At 69.1% G+C, this 16135-nt stretch carries 15 protein-coding genes and 1 tRNA gene; 9 read left to right on the top strand and 7 right to left on the bottom strand.

Annotated features, from left to right (window positions below; all coding sequences use genetic code 11):
* Positions 1-13: 13 nt before the first annotated feature.
* Entirely contained in the window at positions 14-2011 is a 1998-nt protein-coding gene (locus MFF54_RS03135) for a methyl-accepting chemotaxis protein (RefSeq protein WP_238301194.1), read from the bottom strand.
* A 260-nt stretch (positions 2012-2271) separates the two neighbouring features.
* Between MFF54_RS03135 and MFF54_RS03130 the strand changes: the two genes are divergently transcribed.
* On the top strand, positions 2272-2574 hold the full coding sequence (locus tag MFF54_RS03130) for a hypothetical protein (RefSeq protein WP_238301193.1): 303 nt from the start codon (positions 2272-2274) through the stop codon (positions 2572-2574).
* A gap of 67 nt (positions 2575-2641) precedes the next feature.
* Here the strand turns inward: MFF54_RS03130 and MFF54_RS03125 are convergent, their stop codons facing one another.
* Genes MFF54_RS03125 through MFF54_RS03115 form a run of 3 tightly spaced genes read right to left on the bottom strand, consistent with a single transcriptional unit; the run spans position 2642 to position 5522 of the window.
* Entirely contained in the window at positions 2642-4300 is a 1659-nt protein-coding gene (locus MFF54_RS03125; protein WP_238301192.1) for a pilus assembly protein TadG-related protein, read from the bottom strand.
* The gene (locus tag MFF54_RS03120) at positions 4300-4935 is read right to left on the bottom strand and encodes a TadE/TadG family type IV pilus assembly protein (protein WP_238301191.1); all 636 of its coding nucleotides are present in this window, start codon (positions 4933-4935) and stop codon (positions 4300-4302) included. The genes MFF54_RS03125 and MFF54_RS03120 overlap by 1 nt, the downstream gene beginning before the upstream one ends.
* A complete protein-coding gene (locus tag MFF54_RS03115) occupies positions 4923-5522 on the bottom strand; it encodes a TadE/TadG family type IV pilus assembly protein (protein WP_238301190.1) in 600 nt (199 codons plus the stop codon). Before MFF54_RS03115 ends, MFF54_RS03120 begins: the two co-directional genes overlap by 13 nt.
* A 658-nt stretch (positions 5523-6180) precedes the next feature.
* Between MFF54_RS03115 and MFF54_RS03110 the strand changes: the two genes are divergently transcribed.
* The 5 genes from MFF54_RS03110 (at position 6181) to MFF54_RS03090 (ending at position 10893) form a co-directional block, all read left to right on the top strand.
* Positions 6181-7710 carry a class I adenylate-forming enzyme family protein gene (locus tag MFF54_RS03110; RefSeq protein ID WP_238301189.1) on the top strand — a complete coding sequence of 510 codons (1530 nt, stop codon included), beginning with the start codon at positions 6181-6183 and terminating at the stop codon, positions 7708-7710.
* A 54-nt stretch (positions 7711-7764) separates the two neighbouring features.
* Positions 7765-8571 (top strand): glycosyltransferase family 2 protein, encoded by an 807-nt coding sequence (locus MFF54_RS03105; RefSeq protein WP_238301188.1) that lies wholly within the window; start codon positions 7765-7767, stop codon positions 8569-8571.
* 35 nt (positions 8572-8606) lie between these two features.
* Positions 8607-8699: transfer RNA gene (locus MFF54_RS03100), tRNA-Ser, on the top strand.
* 134 nt (positions 8700-8833) lie between these two features.
* Positions 8834-10003, top strand: coding sequence for a hypothetical protein (locus MFF54_RS03095; RefSeq protein ID WP_238301187.1), 1170 nt, complete (start codon positions 8834-8836; stop codon positions 10001-10003).
* An 80-nt stretch (positions 10004-10083) separates the two neighbouring features.
* Positions 10084-10893 carry a hypothetical protein gene (locus MFF54_RS03090; protein WP_238301186.1) on the top strand — a complete coding sequence of 270 codons (810 nt, stop codon included), beginning with the start codon at positions 10084-10086 and terminating at the stop codon, positions 10891-10893.
* Between the two features lie 118 nt (positions 10894-11011).
* Here MFF54_RS03090 and MFF54_RS03085 read toward each other — a convergent pair whose 3' ends face one another.
* From MFF54_RS03085 to MFF54_RS03075, 3 genes are all read right to left on the bottom strand, one after another.
* Positions 11012-11614, bottom strand: a complete 603-nt coding sequence (locus MFF54_RS03085) for a hypothetical protein (RefSeq protein ID WP_238301185.1) — start codon at positions 11612-11614, stop codon at positions 11012-11014.
* Between the two features lie 62 nt (positions 11615-11676).
* The gene (locus MFF54_RS03080) at positions 11677-12273 is read right to left on the bottom strand and encodes a type II TA system antitoxin MqsA family protein (protein WP_238301184.1); all 597 of its coding nucleotides are present in this window, start codon (positions 12271-12273) and stop codon (positions 11677-11679) included.
* Entirely contained in the window at positions 12270-12599 is a 330-nt protein-coding gene (locus MFF54_RS03075; protein ID WP_238301183.1) for a type II toxin-antitoxin system MqsR family toxin, read from the bottom strand. Before MFF54_RS03075 ends, MFF54_RS03080 begins: the two co-directional genes overlap by 4 nt.
* Positions 12600-12933: 334 nt before the next feature.
* Between MFF54_RS03075 and MFF54_RS03070 the strand changes: the two genes are divergently transcribed.
* The 3 genes from MFF54_RS03070 (at position 12934) to MFF54_RS03060 (ending at position 16112) form a co-directional block, all read left to right on the top strand.
* On the top strand, positions 12934-14859 hold the full coding sequence (locus MFF54_RS03070) for a heavy metal translocating P-type ATPase (protein ID WP_238301182.1): 1926 nt from the start codon (positions 12934-12936) through the stop codon (positions 14857-14859).
* A 102-nt stretch (positions 14860-14961) separates the two neighbouring features.
* Positions 14962-15774: a universal stress protein gene (locus MFF54_RS03065; protein WP_238301181.1), complete on the top strand. Its 813-nt coding sequence runs from the start codon at positions 14962-14964 to the stop codon at positions 15772-15774.
* Positions 15774-16112 (top strand): c-type cytochrome, encoded by a 339-nt coding sequence (locus MFF54_RS03060; RefSeq protein WP_238301180.1) that lies wholly within the window; start codon positions 15774-15776, stop codon positions 16110-16112. The genes MFF54_RS03065 and MFF54_RS03060 overlap by 1 nt, the downstream gene beginning before the upstream one ends.
* The last annotated feature ends 23 nt before the right edge of the window (positions 16113-16135 follow it).

The following is a 16135-nucleotide window of genomic DNA, read 5'->3' as shown; positions in this document are numbered from 1 at the left end:
GCGCTTTTAGATTTCAGGCCGCCCGGATCGCGCCGAGGAAGCCGTCGACTTCGTGCTTGACCGCGAGCGACTGGCGCGCGAGTTCCGTGGCCGCGGTCTGGACCTGCGCGGCGGCGCCACCGGTCTCGTCCGCGGAGGCCAGCACGCGGGCGACGTTCTCCGAGACGTCCTGCGTGCCGCGGGCGGCCTCGGCGGCGTTGCGCGAGATCTCGCTGGTGGCGGCCGTCTGCTCAACCACCGTGGCGGCGATCATGCCGCTGATCTCGTTCATCCTCGCGATCGTCTGCCCGATCTGCCGGATGGCGAGGCCCGCACGCTTGGTGCCGGTCTGGATCGCGGCGATCTGGCCGCCGATCTCCTCGGTCGCGCGCCCGGTCTGGGAGGCGAGCTCCTTCACCTCGCTGGCCACAACCGCGAAGCCGCGGCCGGCTTCCCCCGCGCGGGCCGCCTCGATCGTGGCGTTCAGGGCCAGCAGGTTCGTCTGGCTGGCGATGGCCGAGATCGTCGTCACCGCCGCGCCGATCTGGCTCGCGGCGGCGCCCAGGCTCGCCATGGCGCCGTTCGTGGCCTCCGCCTCCCGCACGGCGTGGGCGGCGACCTCCCGCGAGTGGACGACCTGACGCTCGATCTCCTGCAGCGAGGAGACCATCTCCTCCGCGGCCGCCGCGACGGTCTGGACGTTGGCGGAGGTCTGCTCCGCGGCCGCACTCGAGGCGACCGCCTGGCCGTTGGTGGTGCCCGCGACCGCGTTCATCGCGCGGGCCGTGGCATCGAGTTCGGTGGAGGCCGCGGTGACGATCTCGAGCGAGCCCGCCACCCGTTGCTGGAAGCCCCGCACGAGTTCGTCGACCCGGTCGGCGCGGCGCTGCCGGGCGCCCTGCTCGGCCACCTGCTCGGCCTCAAGCTGCTGACGGGTGATCGCGTTCTGCCGGAACACCTCCACGGCCTGCGCCATCCGGCCGATCTCGTCAGTCGCGTCCCGCGACGGGATCGCCACAGCGGTCTCGCCCGCGGCGAGGCGGCTCATCGCCCCGGTCATGCCCGAGATCGGCCGAATGATGCTGCGGGCGATCAGGACGGCCAGCGCCGCGCCGAGGACGAGGATCAGGCCGAGCAGCCCGAATTGGACGTTGCGCGCGGTCCGCATCGTATCGGTGCTGCGGGCGACGATCTCCGCCAGGGATGTCTCGAGGTTCGCACGAGCGACCAGACCCGTCTGGCTGATCGCGGCAGCCTTGACCTTGATGCTGTCCTCGAAGACCGCCTCGCTCTCCACCATCGCGGCCGATGTCGCCTTGAAGCTCGCATTGAGGGTGACCAGGGCCTCCTCGACGGCCCTCACCCCCTGCCGCTGGGCCGTGCTCAGGGGCAGGGCCCGGAGCTTGGCCGCAGCGGCCTCCGCGTTCGTGAAGGCCGTGGCGGAGAGCGCCCGGCCCTTCGGATCCCTGGTGGCGAGGAAGCGCCAGTTCATCACACGGAACAGCAGCACGGTGCGCTCGACCTCAGCCGCGGGGCCGAGAACCGCCTCGTCGCCCCCCGTGCGCAGCTGCGCCGCGAGGGCCGCCGCCGCCCGGGTCAGTTCCTCACCCCCCGTGTAGACGCTCATCCGGTTCTCGCGGATCTGGGTGCCGAGTTCGACGAGCTTCGGCAATTGCCCCGCCAGCTCGTCGGCGTGCGCGCGGATCTGACCGTAGAGCACCCGGCGCTCAGCACTCACCGCCTGCTCGTACAGCCCGTCCGCCAGCGCGCGCATCTCGGAGATACTCACCCGCATGACCGCGGCGGCCTCCTCCCGCGCGCTCACGCGGTACTCGCCGCTCTGCGCGATGAACTGATCGATCAGACCGTTGACGGTGTAGAGCTGGCGCGCGATCCGCTCGATCCGGTCCTTCCCGGTGAACTGCTCGTCCAGGCGGCCGAGTTGTACGTAGGAGAACGCCCCCATGCCGCCGGCCAGAAGCACAAGGGCGGCAAACCCGCCGTAAAGGCGCGCCTTGATTCCAAACTGCATGGATCTCCGCCCTAGGTGCATCGTCTACGTTCTTACCTGAATGCGCAGAGGAAAAATAAGATTCCCTTACGTCTCCGCTATTTCGACACTATACAACTTGCAGTTTTAGTCACGGTACTTCAGTTTTTCTGATTGAAATCAGACTTAATCCGTAGACTGACGAGATCTATGTCCAGAGCAAAGAATCTTCGCACCGCTCCTGGCACGCGGTGCATCGGACGAGGGTTGCGGGCCGGTCGTCAGGATTCGACCGCGCCGTCTTGCCCGAGGGCGATCAGCCAGGCGTGTCGGGCATCCGCGGCAGGGCTTGGCCGTCGCAATCGGCGAGGGCGCCGGACCGGGGCATCGGCGAGCCCGCGTCGCCGCGCGACGAGGCGCTGGAGGATTGCGACGGATCAGGAGAGGCGCGGACCGCGGCGGGATCCCTCGGCTCCGGCGATCGAGGCCAGCCGTCATCGGAGATCGGCCTCGGTCGCGGCGCTGTCCGACCCGACGCCGTGATGATCGGCGGCGGCGCCAAACACCCGTGCGCGGGATCCCCGCATCTGCGCGTCGACGTGTGACGCGCGCCCTGCCAGAGGCCCGCGGGCGCCGAGGTGTCACGGAGCCCGCGACCGGGCCGGACCCAACCTATTGCGTGAGACGCAGTGTGCCGATGCTGCTCGCGATCTGATTGAAGGCGCTGATCAGGCCGCTCGCATCGTTGGCGATGAAGAACTGGTTCGAGGCGGTGGCGCAGCCGCTGAGCAGGTTGAGCCCCTGCTGGTCGATCGGATCCGAGGACACGCTGAAGCCGATCGTGTAGACCGAGACACCCGCGGCCTTGGCGTTGCCGCACGCCTGCGCGGTCAAGGCGTCCAGGGCGTTGCGGGCGCTCGCTCCGCTGGCGATGTTCCGATTCCCCGGAGGCAGCCGTGCGTTCGGCCCGGAGCCGTCCGCGTTCTTGATGTAGCCGGCCGGGAAGTACATGGATTGATTGTAGGGCGAATTGCCGTTCATCGGCCAGCTGTTGGCGCCGTCCGTCATCAGAATGATGATCTTGTTGACTGCACTCGACGTATATGCGGCGGGAGGGTTCGCACCGCTGGCGAAGACGCTCACAGGAGAGAGCGTCCGCCACCCCCACATGAAACCTTCGTAGATGTTGGTGGAGCCCAGGGGCGCCATGGTGCCGATCAGGGACTTCAAGGCCGAAGTGTCGCTGGTCAGCGTCTGGAGCGGCTGCGTCGTGCAACCGAAGTTCGGGCCGTTCGGCACCCCGGTCCAGGCGTTGGCGCTGGTCGGCGCGGCACCGCTCGGTGCGACATACTTGCAGGCTCGGCCCTCGAGCTGTGCGAAACTCATGTTGTTCGTCGAATCGCAGCTCGGCGCCCCAGTCTTGTCGCTGATGTAGCTGTTGAAGCTGCAATTCCCATCGGCACAGGCATAGGTCGAGCTGCCGTCGCCGGGCTCGTCGGGAGCGAACATCGGTACAAAGTAGGAATCGCTCGATGTGGGCGTCATGTCCTGCACGTTGAGCGGGTACGGCAAGGTCTCGAGGCAGCCGGCCCAGCCCCAGCCCGCATAGGCGCTCTGCAGTTTCGCGAAGATCTGGAGGCGGTTGGTGAAGCCGGACGCGCCCGGCGACAGGACGTTGGTCCAGTGATAGGGCGAGTTGCCGGCCAGATCGATCCAGGACGCGGCCCGGTAGCTTGCCGGCATAGCGACGGAGGACGCGAAGGGCACGACGGAGATCCGGGTGCCCGACGAGAACGATTCGTTGCCGTATACGTAGTCGACGAAGTTCGCGGCGGCCGTTTTCAGGGCCTGCATCTTCGTCTGCCCACCGCCCGAGGCGCTCATCGAGCCGGTATTGTCGAGGACGAGCGCGATCTCGAACGTCTTCGGCAACGGGGTCGCGCAGCGCGCGACCGCGCGCGGTCGGATTGTCGCGGTGCCGGTGATCTTGCTGAAGAAGACCGGCGAGGGCGCGTGCGTGGTCAGGGTGATCTGCCGCGGATTGCTCGTCACGGCCAGGCTGTCCACAATCACCGTCGCGCCCATGTAGCCCGCCATCATCGTGCCGGCCTGCACCTGCAGCGCGGGCGTCGTGGTCGTGAGGGGCGTCTGACAGAGAGCGAGGGCCGTCGCGTCGGTGGCGGCCTGCAGCTTCACTTCGAGACGGGTGGCGAGCCCGTAGTCGATCGCCGCCCCGGTGAACCCGAGGAGCGGCAGGCTGAGGAAGGCGAACAGGATCGCCACGTTGCCGCCCTCGCCCCTGCAGAAGCGCGAGAGCGCCGCGCGCGCCATCACTTGCATTCCGCGCCTCCCGGAAGGACCACTTCGGTATAGGGGTTGGCGCCGTACTTCTTCCCGCCTCGGGCCGGCCACGGCATGCTGACCTTGAAGGTGAAGGTCCCTTGCGAATTGCCAAGGAGCTTGACGAGCGCGCTGCCGAGCACCGGCCGGTAATCCATGCTGGCCTCCGTCAGGATGTAGCGCACGCCCGTCGTCTGGAACCCGACCGGCACGGTCAGGTCGTTGGCCGCGCCGAGGCCGCGGGCGGTCGCGTTGGCGCCCGCGATGCTGGAGCAGACTTTCGGGATCAGGTTGAGCTTCGTCAGGTCCACGCCCAGCGCGCTCACGACGATCCTGGCTCCCGCACTGTCGAATGGGCGCAGCACCGCGTTCGAGGAGGCGAGAATGTCGTCCATCAGGGGGCTGCCGATCGGGTTCTGCACGTCGCCCTGGGCGGTCAGATCCGATACAGTGCGGGCGAGCAGCGTCAACTTGCGCCAGTGATCGATCGCGTGCGCGTATTCCGTAACGCCTGCAAAGATCAGCAGCAGAACCGGCAGGATCAGCGCGAACTCGGTGATGGCGCTGCCCGAGCAGCGGCGTGTCGGATCCGACAACAGGGCAGCGGTCAGCTTCAGCTGGCGCATGCCGTGGTTCCTGTCGTCTGATAGGGCTCTGTGCGGAAGACGGCGGTCGACATCAGAAGGTGCGACCCGTCCGAGAAGGTGCGGAAGTTGGCACCGAGCAGGCCGAGGAGCGTCGGCATCTTGACCGCGGCCGTGACGACCACGATGGACCCCGGCTTGGGGCAGACGTATTTCGTGCCGAAATTCGCGTTCCACGTCCCGGTCTGCGGGTCGACAGGTGTCGATGGCGCCGACGCTCCGAAGGTACCGGAGGTGTTGACGTCGATCTTGACCGCCGAACAGTCGAACACCGTGACGAGATTGCCCGATCCGGGACCACACATCCGTGATCGCAGGGCGGTGAGGAGGGTCGCGGCGTCGGTCTGTCCACCGCTGGAGAGCTGGAACTGTCCGGTGAAGAGCGTCCGAACACCCACCTGCACGGACCGATCGAAATTCTGAGCCGCCCAGATCAGGAACGCGACCTGGATGATGCCGGCGCAGAGCGCCAGGAAGGGCACGGCGACGAGCGCGAACTCAACCGCCGCGGCGCCGCCTTGAGCTGTGCGGAAAGCCTTGATACCGCCAGGGCAGGATGGACGACGCATTTCACTGAAAGTTGCAACAGAATTAAGACGCAATCATACGCTGTAAGCACAGGCGATTAACAATGCGTATGCGCGGCACACTACTCGCTGAGGTTGTCGCATCTGAAACGTGGCGCGCTTCAGCTTGCTCTCCGGCCGCATTGCCGCTGCCTGTACTACCGGACTACGTCACTTCGACAGGCTGACACATCGAACCGGACCTTCGAACGGGAGGGGGACGCGAACCCGAACGACGCCCGCGGTCTGCGGGGACTTGAGTTCCTTGCCGCATAACCGACGCGATCGGATCCAGCGCGTCTCGTCGAGCTCCGGCGAGGCGAGATTCGGACCTTGAGCCTGTCGTCCTGCACGGGACGACTTGGCCTCATCCACCTCCAGGGCTCATCGACCTCGACATCGCATCGGTCTTTCCGGATCTCGCAGCGTCCGCACCCTCGGCGCGAGAGAAGGCGGGGCAGCCGATCGCCGACGCGTCGCGTCGGACGGACCGGTATGGGCGGAGCGCCCTTTCGCCGATGCTGCGGCGCCATGCTCTCAAGATCCTGGGGCGCCCACTCCGTTCGGCCGTCCCTGAACCGGGCCGATGACCCATCCCCGTTGACGCCCCCGCGCCCATGTCCGACACCCGGACAAAACACGCGTCCGGGAGAGCGCCCCCTTGTCCGACCGTCACCCCCCTGCCCGCTTCAATGCCGCCCGCTACTGCCTGGGCGCACATGCGGCGGCGCGACCGGACAAGACGGCGCTCGTCATGGTGGGCGGCAATGGTGAGACCACCCGCCTCAGCTACGGCGAGGCCGACCGGGCGGTGCGCGGCATCGCGGCGGGCCTCCTCGAACTCGGGCTCGCGCCCGGCGACCGGGTGATGATCCGCATGGGAAACGAGGCCGACTACGTGCTGGTCTATTTCGGCGCGCTCGCCGCCGGGCTGGTGGCGCTGCCCTCCTCGCCGCAGCTCACCCCCGCCGAGGCCGCCTTCCTGATGGAGAATTCCGGCGCCCGCGCAGTTGCGCTGGCGGGCGACTGCCGGATCGAGCCCGCCGATCGCGGCGACCGCTTGGTGCTCGGACCGGAGGACATCGCCCGGCTCAAGGAGCACCCGCCGCTCGCCGACTACGCCGACACCGCCGCCGACGATCCGGCCACCCTCGTCTACACCTCCGGCACGACGAGCCGGCCGAAGGGCGTGCTGCACGCCCACCGCACCATCTGGGGCCGCCGGCCGATGCTGGCGCACTGGCTCGGCCTCTCCGAGACCGACGTGATGCTGCATGCCGGAACCATGAACTGGACCTACACGCTCGGCGTCGGCATCACCGACCCCTGGGCGGTCGGGGCCACCTCGGTGCTCTATAACGGGCCGCGCGACCCGGCCGTCTGGCCCCGCCTGATCGCCGAACACGGCGCGACGATCTTCGCCGCGGTGCCGAGCCTCTACCGGCAGATCCTGAAATACGGGGACCTGCGAGGCCACGACCTCGGCCGCCTGCGCCACGGCTGCACCGCCGGCGAGGCTCTGCCCACCGACCTGCTCGAGGCGTGGGAGACCGCGACCGGCAAGCCGCTCTACGAGGCGCTCGGGATGAGCGAGGTCTCGACCTACATCTCCAGCGGGCCTACGACGCCCGTGCGGCCGGGCTCGCCGGGACGGCCCCAGCCGGGACGGCAGGTGGCGATCCTGCCCCGCGAAGGCGCGCCAGAGCCGCTTCCGCCAGGCGAGACGGGACTGCTTGCCGTCCACCGCTCCGAGCCGGGACTGATGCTCGGCTACTGGAACCGGCCCGACGAGGAGGCCCAGGTGTTTCGCGGCGACTGGTTCTGCGGCGGCGACCTCGCCCGGCTCGACGAGGCGGGCTACCTCTGGTTCGAGGGCCGGGCCGACGACCTGATGAACGCGATGGGCTACCGGGTCTCCCCGAACGAGGTCGAGGGCGTGCTCGCCGAGCATCCGAGCGTCGCCGAGGTCGGGGTGGCGGAACTGCGCGTGCGGGCCGACGTCTCGGTGGTCTGCGGCTTCGTGGTGCTGCAGCCGGGCACCGCGCCGGACGCCGAGGCGCTGCTGGAATGGTGCCGGGAGCGGCTGGCCGCCTACAAGTGCCCGCGCGAGATCCGCTTCCTCGACACCCTCCCCCGCACCCCGAACGGCAAGGTGCAGCGCAAGCGCCTGCCCGAGGCCGCGGCAGCCTGAGGACCGCCGCGACGGCGCTTGCCCGTCCGCAGGGGCGCCGCTAGGGCGGAGGGCATGCCCGAATCCGCCCCGCTGCCCATCTCCGTCTTCATCATCGCCCAGAACGAGGCCGACCGGATCGGCGCGGTGATCCGAGCGGTGCGCGACCTGACGGACGACCTCGTGGTGGTGGATTCGGGCTCGACGGACGGGACCCAAGGCTTGGCCGAGAGCCTGGGCGCGCGGGTGATCCACAATCCCTGGCCCGGCTACGGCCCGCAGAAGCGCTTCGCCGAGGAACAGTGCCGCCACCCCTGGCTCCTCAACCTCGACGCCGACGAGGTGGTGCCGCGCGAGCTTGCCGCCGAGATCCGGGCGCTCTTCGCGCGGGGCGAGCCGGCACGCTCGGCCTGGCGCTTCGCGATCGCGGAGATCTTCCCGGGCGAGACGAAGCCCCATCGCTGGGCCTACACCCTGACGCCGGTGCGTCTCTATCGGCTGGACGCCGGACGCTACTCCCCCTCCCCCGTCCACGACCGGGTCGAGCTGAAGCCGGGCATCGAGCCGGGACTGCTGCGGGAGCGGGTCCACCACTTCTCGGTGCGCTCGCTCGGCGACCAGTTGATCAAGCTCAACCGTTACTCCGACCAGCAGGCCGACGATCTCGAGGCCCGCGGCGTGACGATCCCGTCCTGGCGGGTCTTCGTCGAGCTGCCGGGCAACTTCCTGAAGGCCTATCTCGGCCGCCGCCATTTCGCGCGCGGCACCTACGGCTTTCTGACGGCGATGAACTACGCGATCTCGCGCCATCTGCGCATCGCCAAACACTACGAGCGCCGCCGCCGCGCCGGTGCGGTTCTCCCACCGCAAGACCCGGGTTGACCGACGGCAAGCGAACCCGTAGAGCCATCAGCGCCGGAGACGTGGCCGAGAGGCTGAAGGCACTCGTTTGCTAAATGAGCATACCCCTAAAAAGGGTATCGAGGGTTCGAATCCCTCCGTCTCCGCCATCTACACACAACCCGAAAAACGCGAGTTTTTTCAACGGGTTGTCGTGCGCGAAAAATCGATTTGTCCCCGATTTGTCCCCGCAGACTGTCGCTGTGGAAAACGGCGACCGGTCCTACCTTCGCATGGGTTTGCCGTGACGACCCCCGAGTCGACCGTCGAGGAACAGCCGCCGGCGCTCAGCCAAGACCTCTTGAAGCTGATGGAGGCGTTCGAGGCGGAGGTCGCCCGGCACCCCGACAGCGGCCTGCCGGCTTGGATCGCGCGGGCGCGTACCGACGAGCTCGCCCGACGGCTCACGTTCCCGACGGGGCTTCTGACAGATACGGCCTCCGCCGAGCTCGGCGCGAGACCTGACCCCCTGGCTTGGCTGCAAGCCCTTTCAAGACCCGAGGCGTACACAGGTACGAACCAGACGCGCCGCGCGCGTGCAATCTTCCATGGTGCCACGGCCAGGGCCGTGAACGACCTCTTGGTCACCATGGGACGGCAATCCCTGTTCGAGGTTGCGCATAACGCCGGCCTCTTCGCCCATCTCTCGTCCACGCTCTGGACCTATCAGGCCCTCGATGCAGGCTCCGACGACGTTTCGGATACGGCCTTGTTCTGGGCTGACCTCGCGTCAGAGAAAGCAGAGCCGGAAATCGGCGGCGACTTCGCCTTCGTGGTTCCCCTGGACGCCGAGACCTGCAAGCTCGCCATCGTGCAGGCGAAACCGGAAAGCGCCGGCGGTCTTTGCGTCGCCAGCCTGTACAGGAAGGTCACGAAGGACCCCGGACAACAATTCGGACTCCTGCTCCAGCATGAAGAGGAGCATCCCGTTAGAGGTGCCGTAAGGAAGGCCGTCTTCGGAAGTTGGTGCTTCTACGCGTTCTGGCATCGCCCCGGGAAACGGGGAGGCGTGCTGTCGCCCGTGGTCCGCGCTGCCTGGGACATCGACGGACGCGAACGCTTCACGAATGGACGCGGCGCCGCCGGCCGGACGCTTTCACGGGTGAGCACCACGGCGAACGGGGTCGAGTTGGCCACCTTCCTCTCTCTTCTCCTTCCAGACCGGAACTCGATGGTGGGCTTGACCTGCTCGCGGAGCGACCTGCCGCGTCTGATCGGGGTCGACCTGCTGAAGCCGCGCTCGGTCATCCTGCTCAACCTCCCCGAACAGACCTGGCCACTTCGATATTGGTCCGATCTCCTGATCGGTCTTCCCGGCTACGTCGACATGACAAGACACAGACTGCCTGGACGACCGCGGCCGCCTTCCGCTCCTCAAACGGCCGCTCCCCAGGCAAGGAGGCCCGTTCGGTGATCACGCGACCGCTCCAAGGTCCGTTTCCCGTCGCGAATCTGTAGAATCCCGCGCAGAAGATAAGCGGGGCCTGAACGCGCATGTCCACGAGCCAGACTTACTTCGCAAATCTGGCGGAGACCGCTTCCCTTGGTCCTTCCCTGGCCGAGGTCAGGTGCCTTGAACGCATCCTGCCGGCCGCGGAGGCCGCCTATCGCATCGTTGAGAAGATCCGGCGCAAGCCAATCGCCGACGCGCAGGTCAGCGCGTCCTGGGACAAGCTATTCGGCGCTGCGGCGGCTCTCGTCGACGTATGCGAATGTGATGCGCTCAGAGTGATGTGTGACGCCTGCGAGGAAGCACCGCTGTCCGTCCGCACCGGCATCATACGTGGCGCGGTCTCGGATGCCGCATTCCTGGCCCTGAACGTCGATACGTCCGATAGCCAGCATCCGGATCACCGCGTGTGGGCCGCCGAGACGCTCCGGACGTCCGAGTTGATCGACCCGGCGGCCTTCCTCGAAGCGGTCGGTTCCGATGCCGCCTTAAGACACCCCAGCGCGGGCGACACCGAGGCATGGATCTCATTTGCCCTCACAGTCCAGGACACGATGCCGAGCCGCCCCTCCTGTCCGAGCGGGACATCAAGGTCGGAAGATCTCACAGGCCACGGCGCTTCCATGATCCCGGCGCGCTTCGCGGAGACCCCTGGCGGCGCCTGTCATGCGGTCGAACAACTCCTGCTCCGAATGGAGGACGACCACCCTCCCTACGAACATGCCCGGACGATGGTCGGTCGTCTGCGCAGCGCCCTTGCCGAAGCCATAGCCGCGCTTGAGGCAGCGGCCTCGGTTAGGAACCTGCCGCCTCCTGGTCCCCCGCCTGCCGCGAGGTTCCCGCGGAGACCCTGACGCGGCGGACGTCACTGGTGATGCGTGCTCGACCGATGTCCTGACGTCGCGATGCTGTTCATTCGCCCCGGGGGCCCAGGGCCCGGTCCGCCGCCTATCGGTCCTCCGGCGAGAACGCTCAGACGCGCTCCGGGGCGGGACCGATGCCGTCGAGCAGGTTCGGAGCCTGACGGGCCTTCCACTTCCGGAAGACCGCCAGGGCGGACTTGTCGGTGATCCCGTGCCGGGCCGGGTTGTTCTCGTCCAGCACGCGGCGCAACCTTTCCGGCACCTCCCGGTGCCAGAACTTGGTGTGGTTGGGCCCGACGTCGCGCCCGAGTTCCTGGTAGGCGCCGTCGCCCGCCCAGCGCAGCCCCTTCGCGCCGAGGAGCACGCCGATCTCGCTGGCGCGGAACCCGAGTTGCCTGCCGATGCTCGCCGCGGTGCAGGTGTAGATCACCGCCGCCTCGGCCGAGACGGTCGGCAGGTCGGGCGACGCGCCGCTGCCGGCGACCCGGGCGAACGCCTCCTCGGCCTTGCCGGTCCTCAACCCGTGCAACTCGGTGACGAGAAGCTCGACCCCCCTGGTGAGGCGCTCGATCATCTCACCCTGGCGCTGCAGGCGCTCGCCCTGTTCCCGGACCCGGGCGTCCTGTTCCTGCCGCTCGGCCCGCAGGATCTCGTTCTGCTCCCGGAAGTGCGCCGCGATGGTCTCCCCCACGTCGCGTGCGAACTCCTCCATCCCGCTGAGGGGCTTCCTCGGCGGGAGGTGATGCAACACGCCCATGGTGGGACGCTCATCAGTCATGCGGCGGCGGCCTCAGGCTCGGCCCGGTGGACGGCGTCGAAGGCCACATCCGCGGCAAGCGCGGCGATGCCATCACGGTCCACGTCCGGGCGATGCGAGAGCTTCTCCCGCAAGGTGGCATGGGCACGCCGGCGGTCGTCGCGCTCGATCTGGGCGAAGACCTCCTCGGCCTCCGGGTTCTTGATCCCGGCGGCGAGCATCTGGCGCCGGGCCAGGTACGGGTCGCTCGCCAGCGCGCGGATGAACCTGTCGGCGACCTTGCTCTGCGGGACCTTGCCGCGCTCCCAGCGCGTCCAGGTCTTCGGGCCGGTCGAGAGGATCAGCTCCATGTCGGTCTGGCGGAGCTTGTACTTCAGCCGGATCGCGCAAAGCTCCTCGGCGGACAGCAGGCCCTCCAACTCGCGCACGGCCGCGGCATGCGCGAGCTCGTGCTGCGAGAGCTGGGAGCCACTATAGCTGACGTTGCCGCAGGCGGCGCACACCATGCGCCGATCCTCGAACGTGACCTTCTTCCCGGACCGCTCGACGACGAACGGCTCGACGCGCTCCGAGACCGAGATTTCCTCGCAGGCCTGGCAGGGCTCAAGTGTCATCGGTCGATATCCTTCTTGAACGACGTGACGACCAGGAACTCGGTGCCGTCGCTGGCGGTGGCGACGAGCAGCTTCAGGAACATCCAGTCGGAGCAGTCATCGACCCAGATCGAGTAGTAGTCCGACACCGTGGTCGGGTGGTGCTTCCGGGTCTGCTCGGACTTGGTGAAGTGGGCCTCCCCGAGCTCGGTCTGGATGATCGCGAAGAGATCATCCGAGTCCAGGTCGCGGCGCCGGAGCTCGTCGAGGACAGGGGTGAAGAGCTGGCATCCCTCCTCCTCGCAAGCCAGGCGCCTGACCTTTTCCAGCGGATTGTGTGGCGCCATCCAGCCTCCAAGAGGTAGCACCATGCTACCCGAACTTCAACCGCGACATAGTGCTGAGGTTTCCGCATTCCCGCCTACGGTTCGCCGATGATGGGCGGGACGCGGAGGATTTTACGCGCCGCGTGTGGCGCGGTTCCCAGCGCCGCACGCGGGTTCGCCGATCATGTAGCGACGCGATTCGGTGCAGCCTCGGCGGTCGGGCCCGCCATCCCGTCAAGACCGGCACCATGGAGGCGGGCGGGGCCCCAGGAACCGCCGGGACGTGTTGATCCAGCGCAAGGCCCGCCGAGCCGTGACGGCCTCATCTCGGAGGTTGGAACGGACGGGAACGGACATGACGACGGCTGCCGTGGACTTGCCCGGGACGAAACGACCGGCGGTCGCGGCATGGCTGCCGGGCCTGCGCGGGTGGTTGGCCGTCCTGCCGCTGGCCGGTCTCTGTGCCGGCGTCGCCGCGCAGGCCTCCGGCCGGACGGACATCGCCGCGGCGGCCTGGACCCTCGCGACGATGGCGGTCCTCGGTGTCCTGATGATCCAGGTCGTGACGAGCCTGGCGAAGGGCGACGTCGGCCTCGACCTCGTCGCCCTGCTCTCGATGGGCGGTGCGCTCGCCCTTTCGCAGCCGCTGGCCGGCGCCGTCATCGCCCTGATGTACGCGGGCGGCCAGTCGCTGGAGGCCTACGCCTCGGGCCGCGCCGGCAGGGCCATGACGGCGCTGATCGCGCGCCAGCCCCGGACCACCATGCGCGAGGACGGCAGCGTTCTGACGGAGGTGCCCCTTGCGGCGTTGGTCCCGGGGGACCGCATCCTGGTGCGCGTCGGCGACGTCGTGCCGGTCGACGGGCGGGTCGCCGCAGGCCGCGCCGTGCTCGACCGTTCGAGCCTGACCGGCGAGGCGCTGCCCGTCACCGCCCTCGCGAACGAGCCTGTGCTGAGCGGGACGGTGAACGCGGGCACGCCGTTCACGCTTGTCGCGGATCGGCCCGCGGCCGAGAGCACGTATGCCGGGATCATCCGTCTCGTCGAGGCGGCGCAGGCCCGGAAGGCGCCGATGGCCCGCTTGGCGGACCGGTACGGGCTCGCCTTCCTCGTGCTCACGCTGCTGCTGGCCGGGGGCGCCTGGCTCGCCACCGGCGACCCGCTGCGGGCGCTGGCCGTGCTGGTCGTCGCCACCCCATGCCCGCTGATCCTGGCGGTCCCTGTCGCCCTCGTCTCCGGCCTCTCGCGCGCGGCCGGCATCGGCGTGCTGATCAAGGGTGGCGGCGCCCTTGAGATGTTGGCCAAGGTCCGCGTGCTGGTGGTCGACAAGACCGGCACGCTCACCCACGGGAACGCCCGGTTGACCTCCGCGCGCATCCTCGGCGCCCGCGACGAAGGCGAGGTCCTGAGGCTCGCGGCGTCCCTCGAACAGGCCTCCGGCCACCCGCTGGCCGGGGCCCTGATCGAGGAGGCGGCCCGGCGCGGCCTGCCACTTGCGCAACCCGAGGGCGTCGAGGAAATGCCCGGGGAAGGCGTGTCCGGCTCGGTGGAGGGGCGCTCGGTTGCCGTCGGGGGGCCGCATCTCATGCAAATGCATGGAATCGGCTTCCCGGCACCGGCCGAGCCAGGAAGCATCTTAGCGGTCACGTCGACGGTGCTGATTGCCATCGACGGCGCCCCGGCCGCCGTGTTGGCGTTCGCCGATCCGCTGCGGGCGGACGGCGGCAACGCGCTCCTGGAACTGCGCGCGTGCGGCATCGAGCGTGTGGTGCTCGCGACCGGGGACCGACAGGCCGTCGCGGAGGCGCTCGTCGCCGGGCTGCCGGTCGACGCGGTCGTCGCCGACCTCGACCCTGTGGCCAAGACCGAGACCGTCGCAGCCGAGCGACGGAACGGACCGGTGATGATGGTCGGCGACGGGGTCAACGACGCGCCCGCCCTGGCGGCCGCCGATCTCGGCGTGGCACTCGGAGCCCGGGGCGCGGCGGCGGCTGCCGAGGCGGCCGACATCGTCCTGCTGGTCGACAGCCTGGCGCCCCTGCCACGGGCCATCCGCATCGCCAAACGGGCCCGCGCCATCGCGCTCCAGAGTGTGTGGGTCGGTCTCGGCCTCTCGCTGGCCGGCATGGTCGCGGCGGCCCTGGGATACCTCTCACCTCTGCAGGGAGCGCTCCTTCAGGAAGCCATCGACGTCGCCGTGATCCTCAACGCCATGCGCGCGCTCGGCGGCACCGGTGACGGGCGCGCGCACGACGCATCGACGGCCCCGGACCTTCCGTAAGGCCCGCGGAGCGGCACCGGCGGGCTTGCGCTGGATCAAGGTCGGTCGATCCGCCCCGGGCCAGGCTTCCCGCGCCGGGACCGGCGCACGGTGGAGGTGGCCATGAACTTCGCGAGCATCCTCGTTTCCGCCGACCTCGGCGACGCGGCACCGGACCGGGTGCGCCTGGCCGCAGGGTTGGCGCGACGCTTCGCGGCGACCCTCACGGGCGCGGCGGCCCATCAGGTTCCGGTTCCCATCCTGGTGCGCGACGTCTACGACGCGGCCAGACAGGAAGAGCGCAACGAGGCGCTGGTCCGCGAGATCCTCGAACAGGCCCACGCCATGTTCGAGCGCAGCGCCGGGGAGGAAATCCGCACGGAGTGGCAGGCCGCGCTCGCCGGGCCGATCACGCATCTCGTCGAACAGGCGCGCGCCGCCGACCTCGTCGTCGTGGGCCGGCGCGGGCGGGGCGACGACGACCCGGGTCCGCTGGGCGTGCCGCCCGGGCCGGTGCTGATGGAGGCGGGACGGCCCGTCCTCGTCGTGCCGCCCCGGCTCGTGCACTTGCATGCGGCCCGCATCGTCGTCGCCTGGAAAGACGGTCCGGAGGCACGGCGGGCGGTTTCGGCGGTGCTTCCCTTCCTCCACGGTGCCGACGAGGTCGCGGTCGTGACGGTCGGAGGCGACGGGCGGCACGAAGGGACGAAGGCCGTGGCCGGTCATCTCGCGCGGCACGGCGCGCACGCGACGACCCACTCCCTACAGGCGACCGACAGCGACGGCGGCGAGATCCTGGACTTCGCCCTGCGGCAGGACGCAGACCTCATCGTCATGGGCGCCTACGGCCATTCGCGCCTGCGGGAATGGATCTTCGGGGGCGTCACGCGCGAGGTCCTCGAACGCGCGCAGGTCTGTTGCCTGATGTGCCACTGATGCGCTGGTCCCTCGCCATCCTCAGGGTATCGGCGCCGATCATCCTGGCCCTCGTCGCGCCGCAGGCCTCGGCGTCCCCGGCGGACCGCGGCCTGGCGTTCGCCCGGGCGCATTGCGGGCGCTGCCACGCGGTCGGCCCGAGGCGGACCAGCCCGATGCGCGAGGCGCCGTCCTTCCGCACCCTCGCCGACCACTTCCCGGTCGGCGACCTCGCCGATGTGCTTGTGGAGGGCGTGGACCGCCGGCATCCGGCCATGCCCGACTTTCGGCTCACCCCCGCCGATGCCGCCGACCTAACGGCCGATCTGGAAGGTCTGCGCCATGGACTGCGCCCATAATCGAGGCCGCCGCGGATGCGGTC

This window comes from Methylobacterium gregans (assembly GCF_022179245.1).
In the GTDB taxonomy this organism is placed as follows: domain Bacteria; phylum Pseudomonadota; class Alphaproteobacteria; order Rhizobiales; family Beijerinckiaceae; genus Methylobacterium; species Methylobacterium gregans.
The sequence above is the reverse complement of the archived record's forward strand: the minus strand, read 5'-3'. Positions and strand labels throughout refer to the sequence as shown.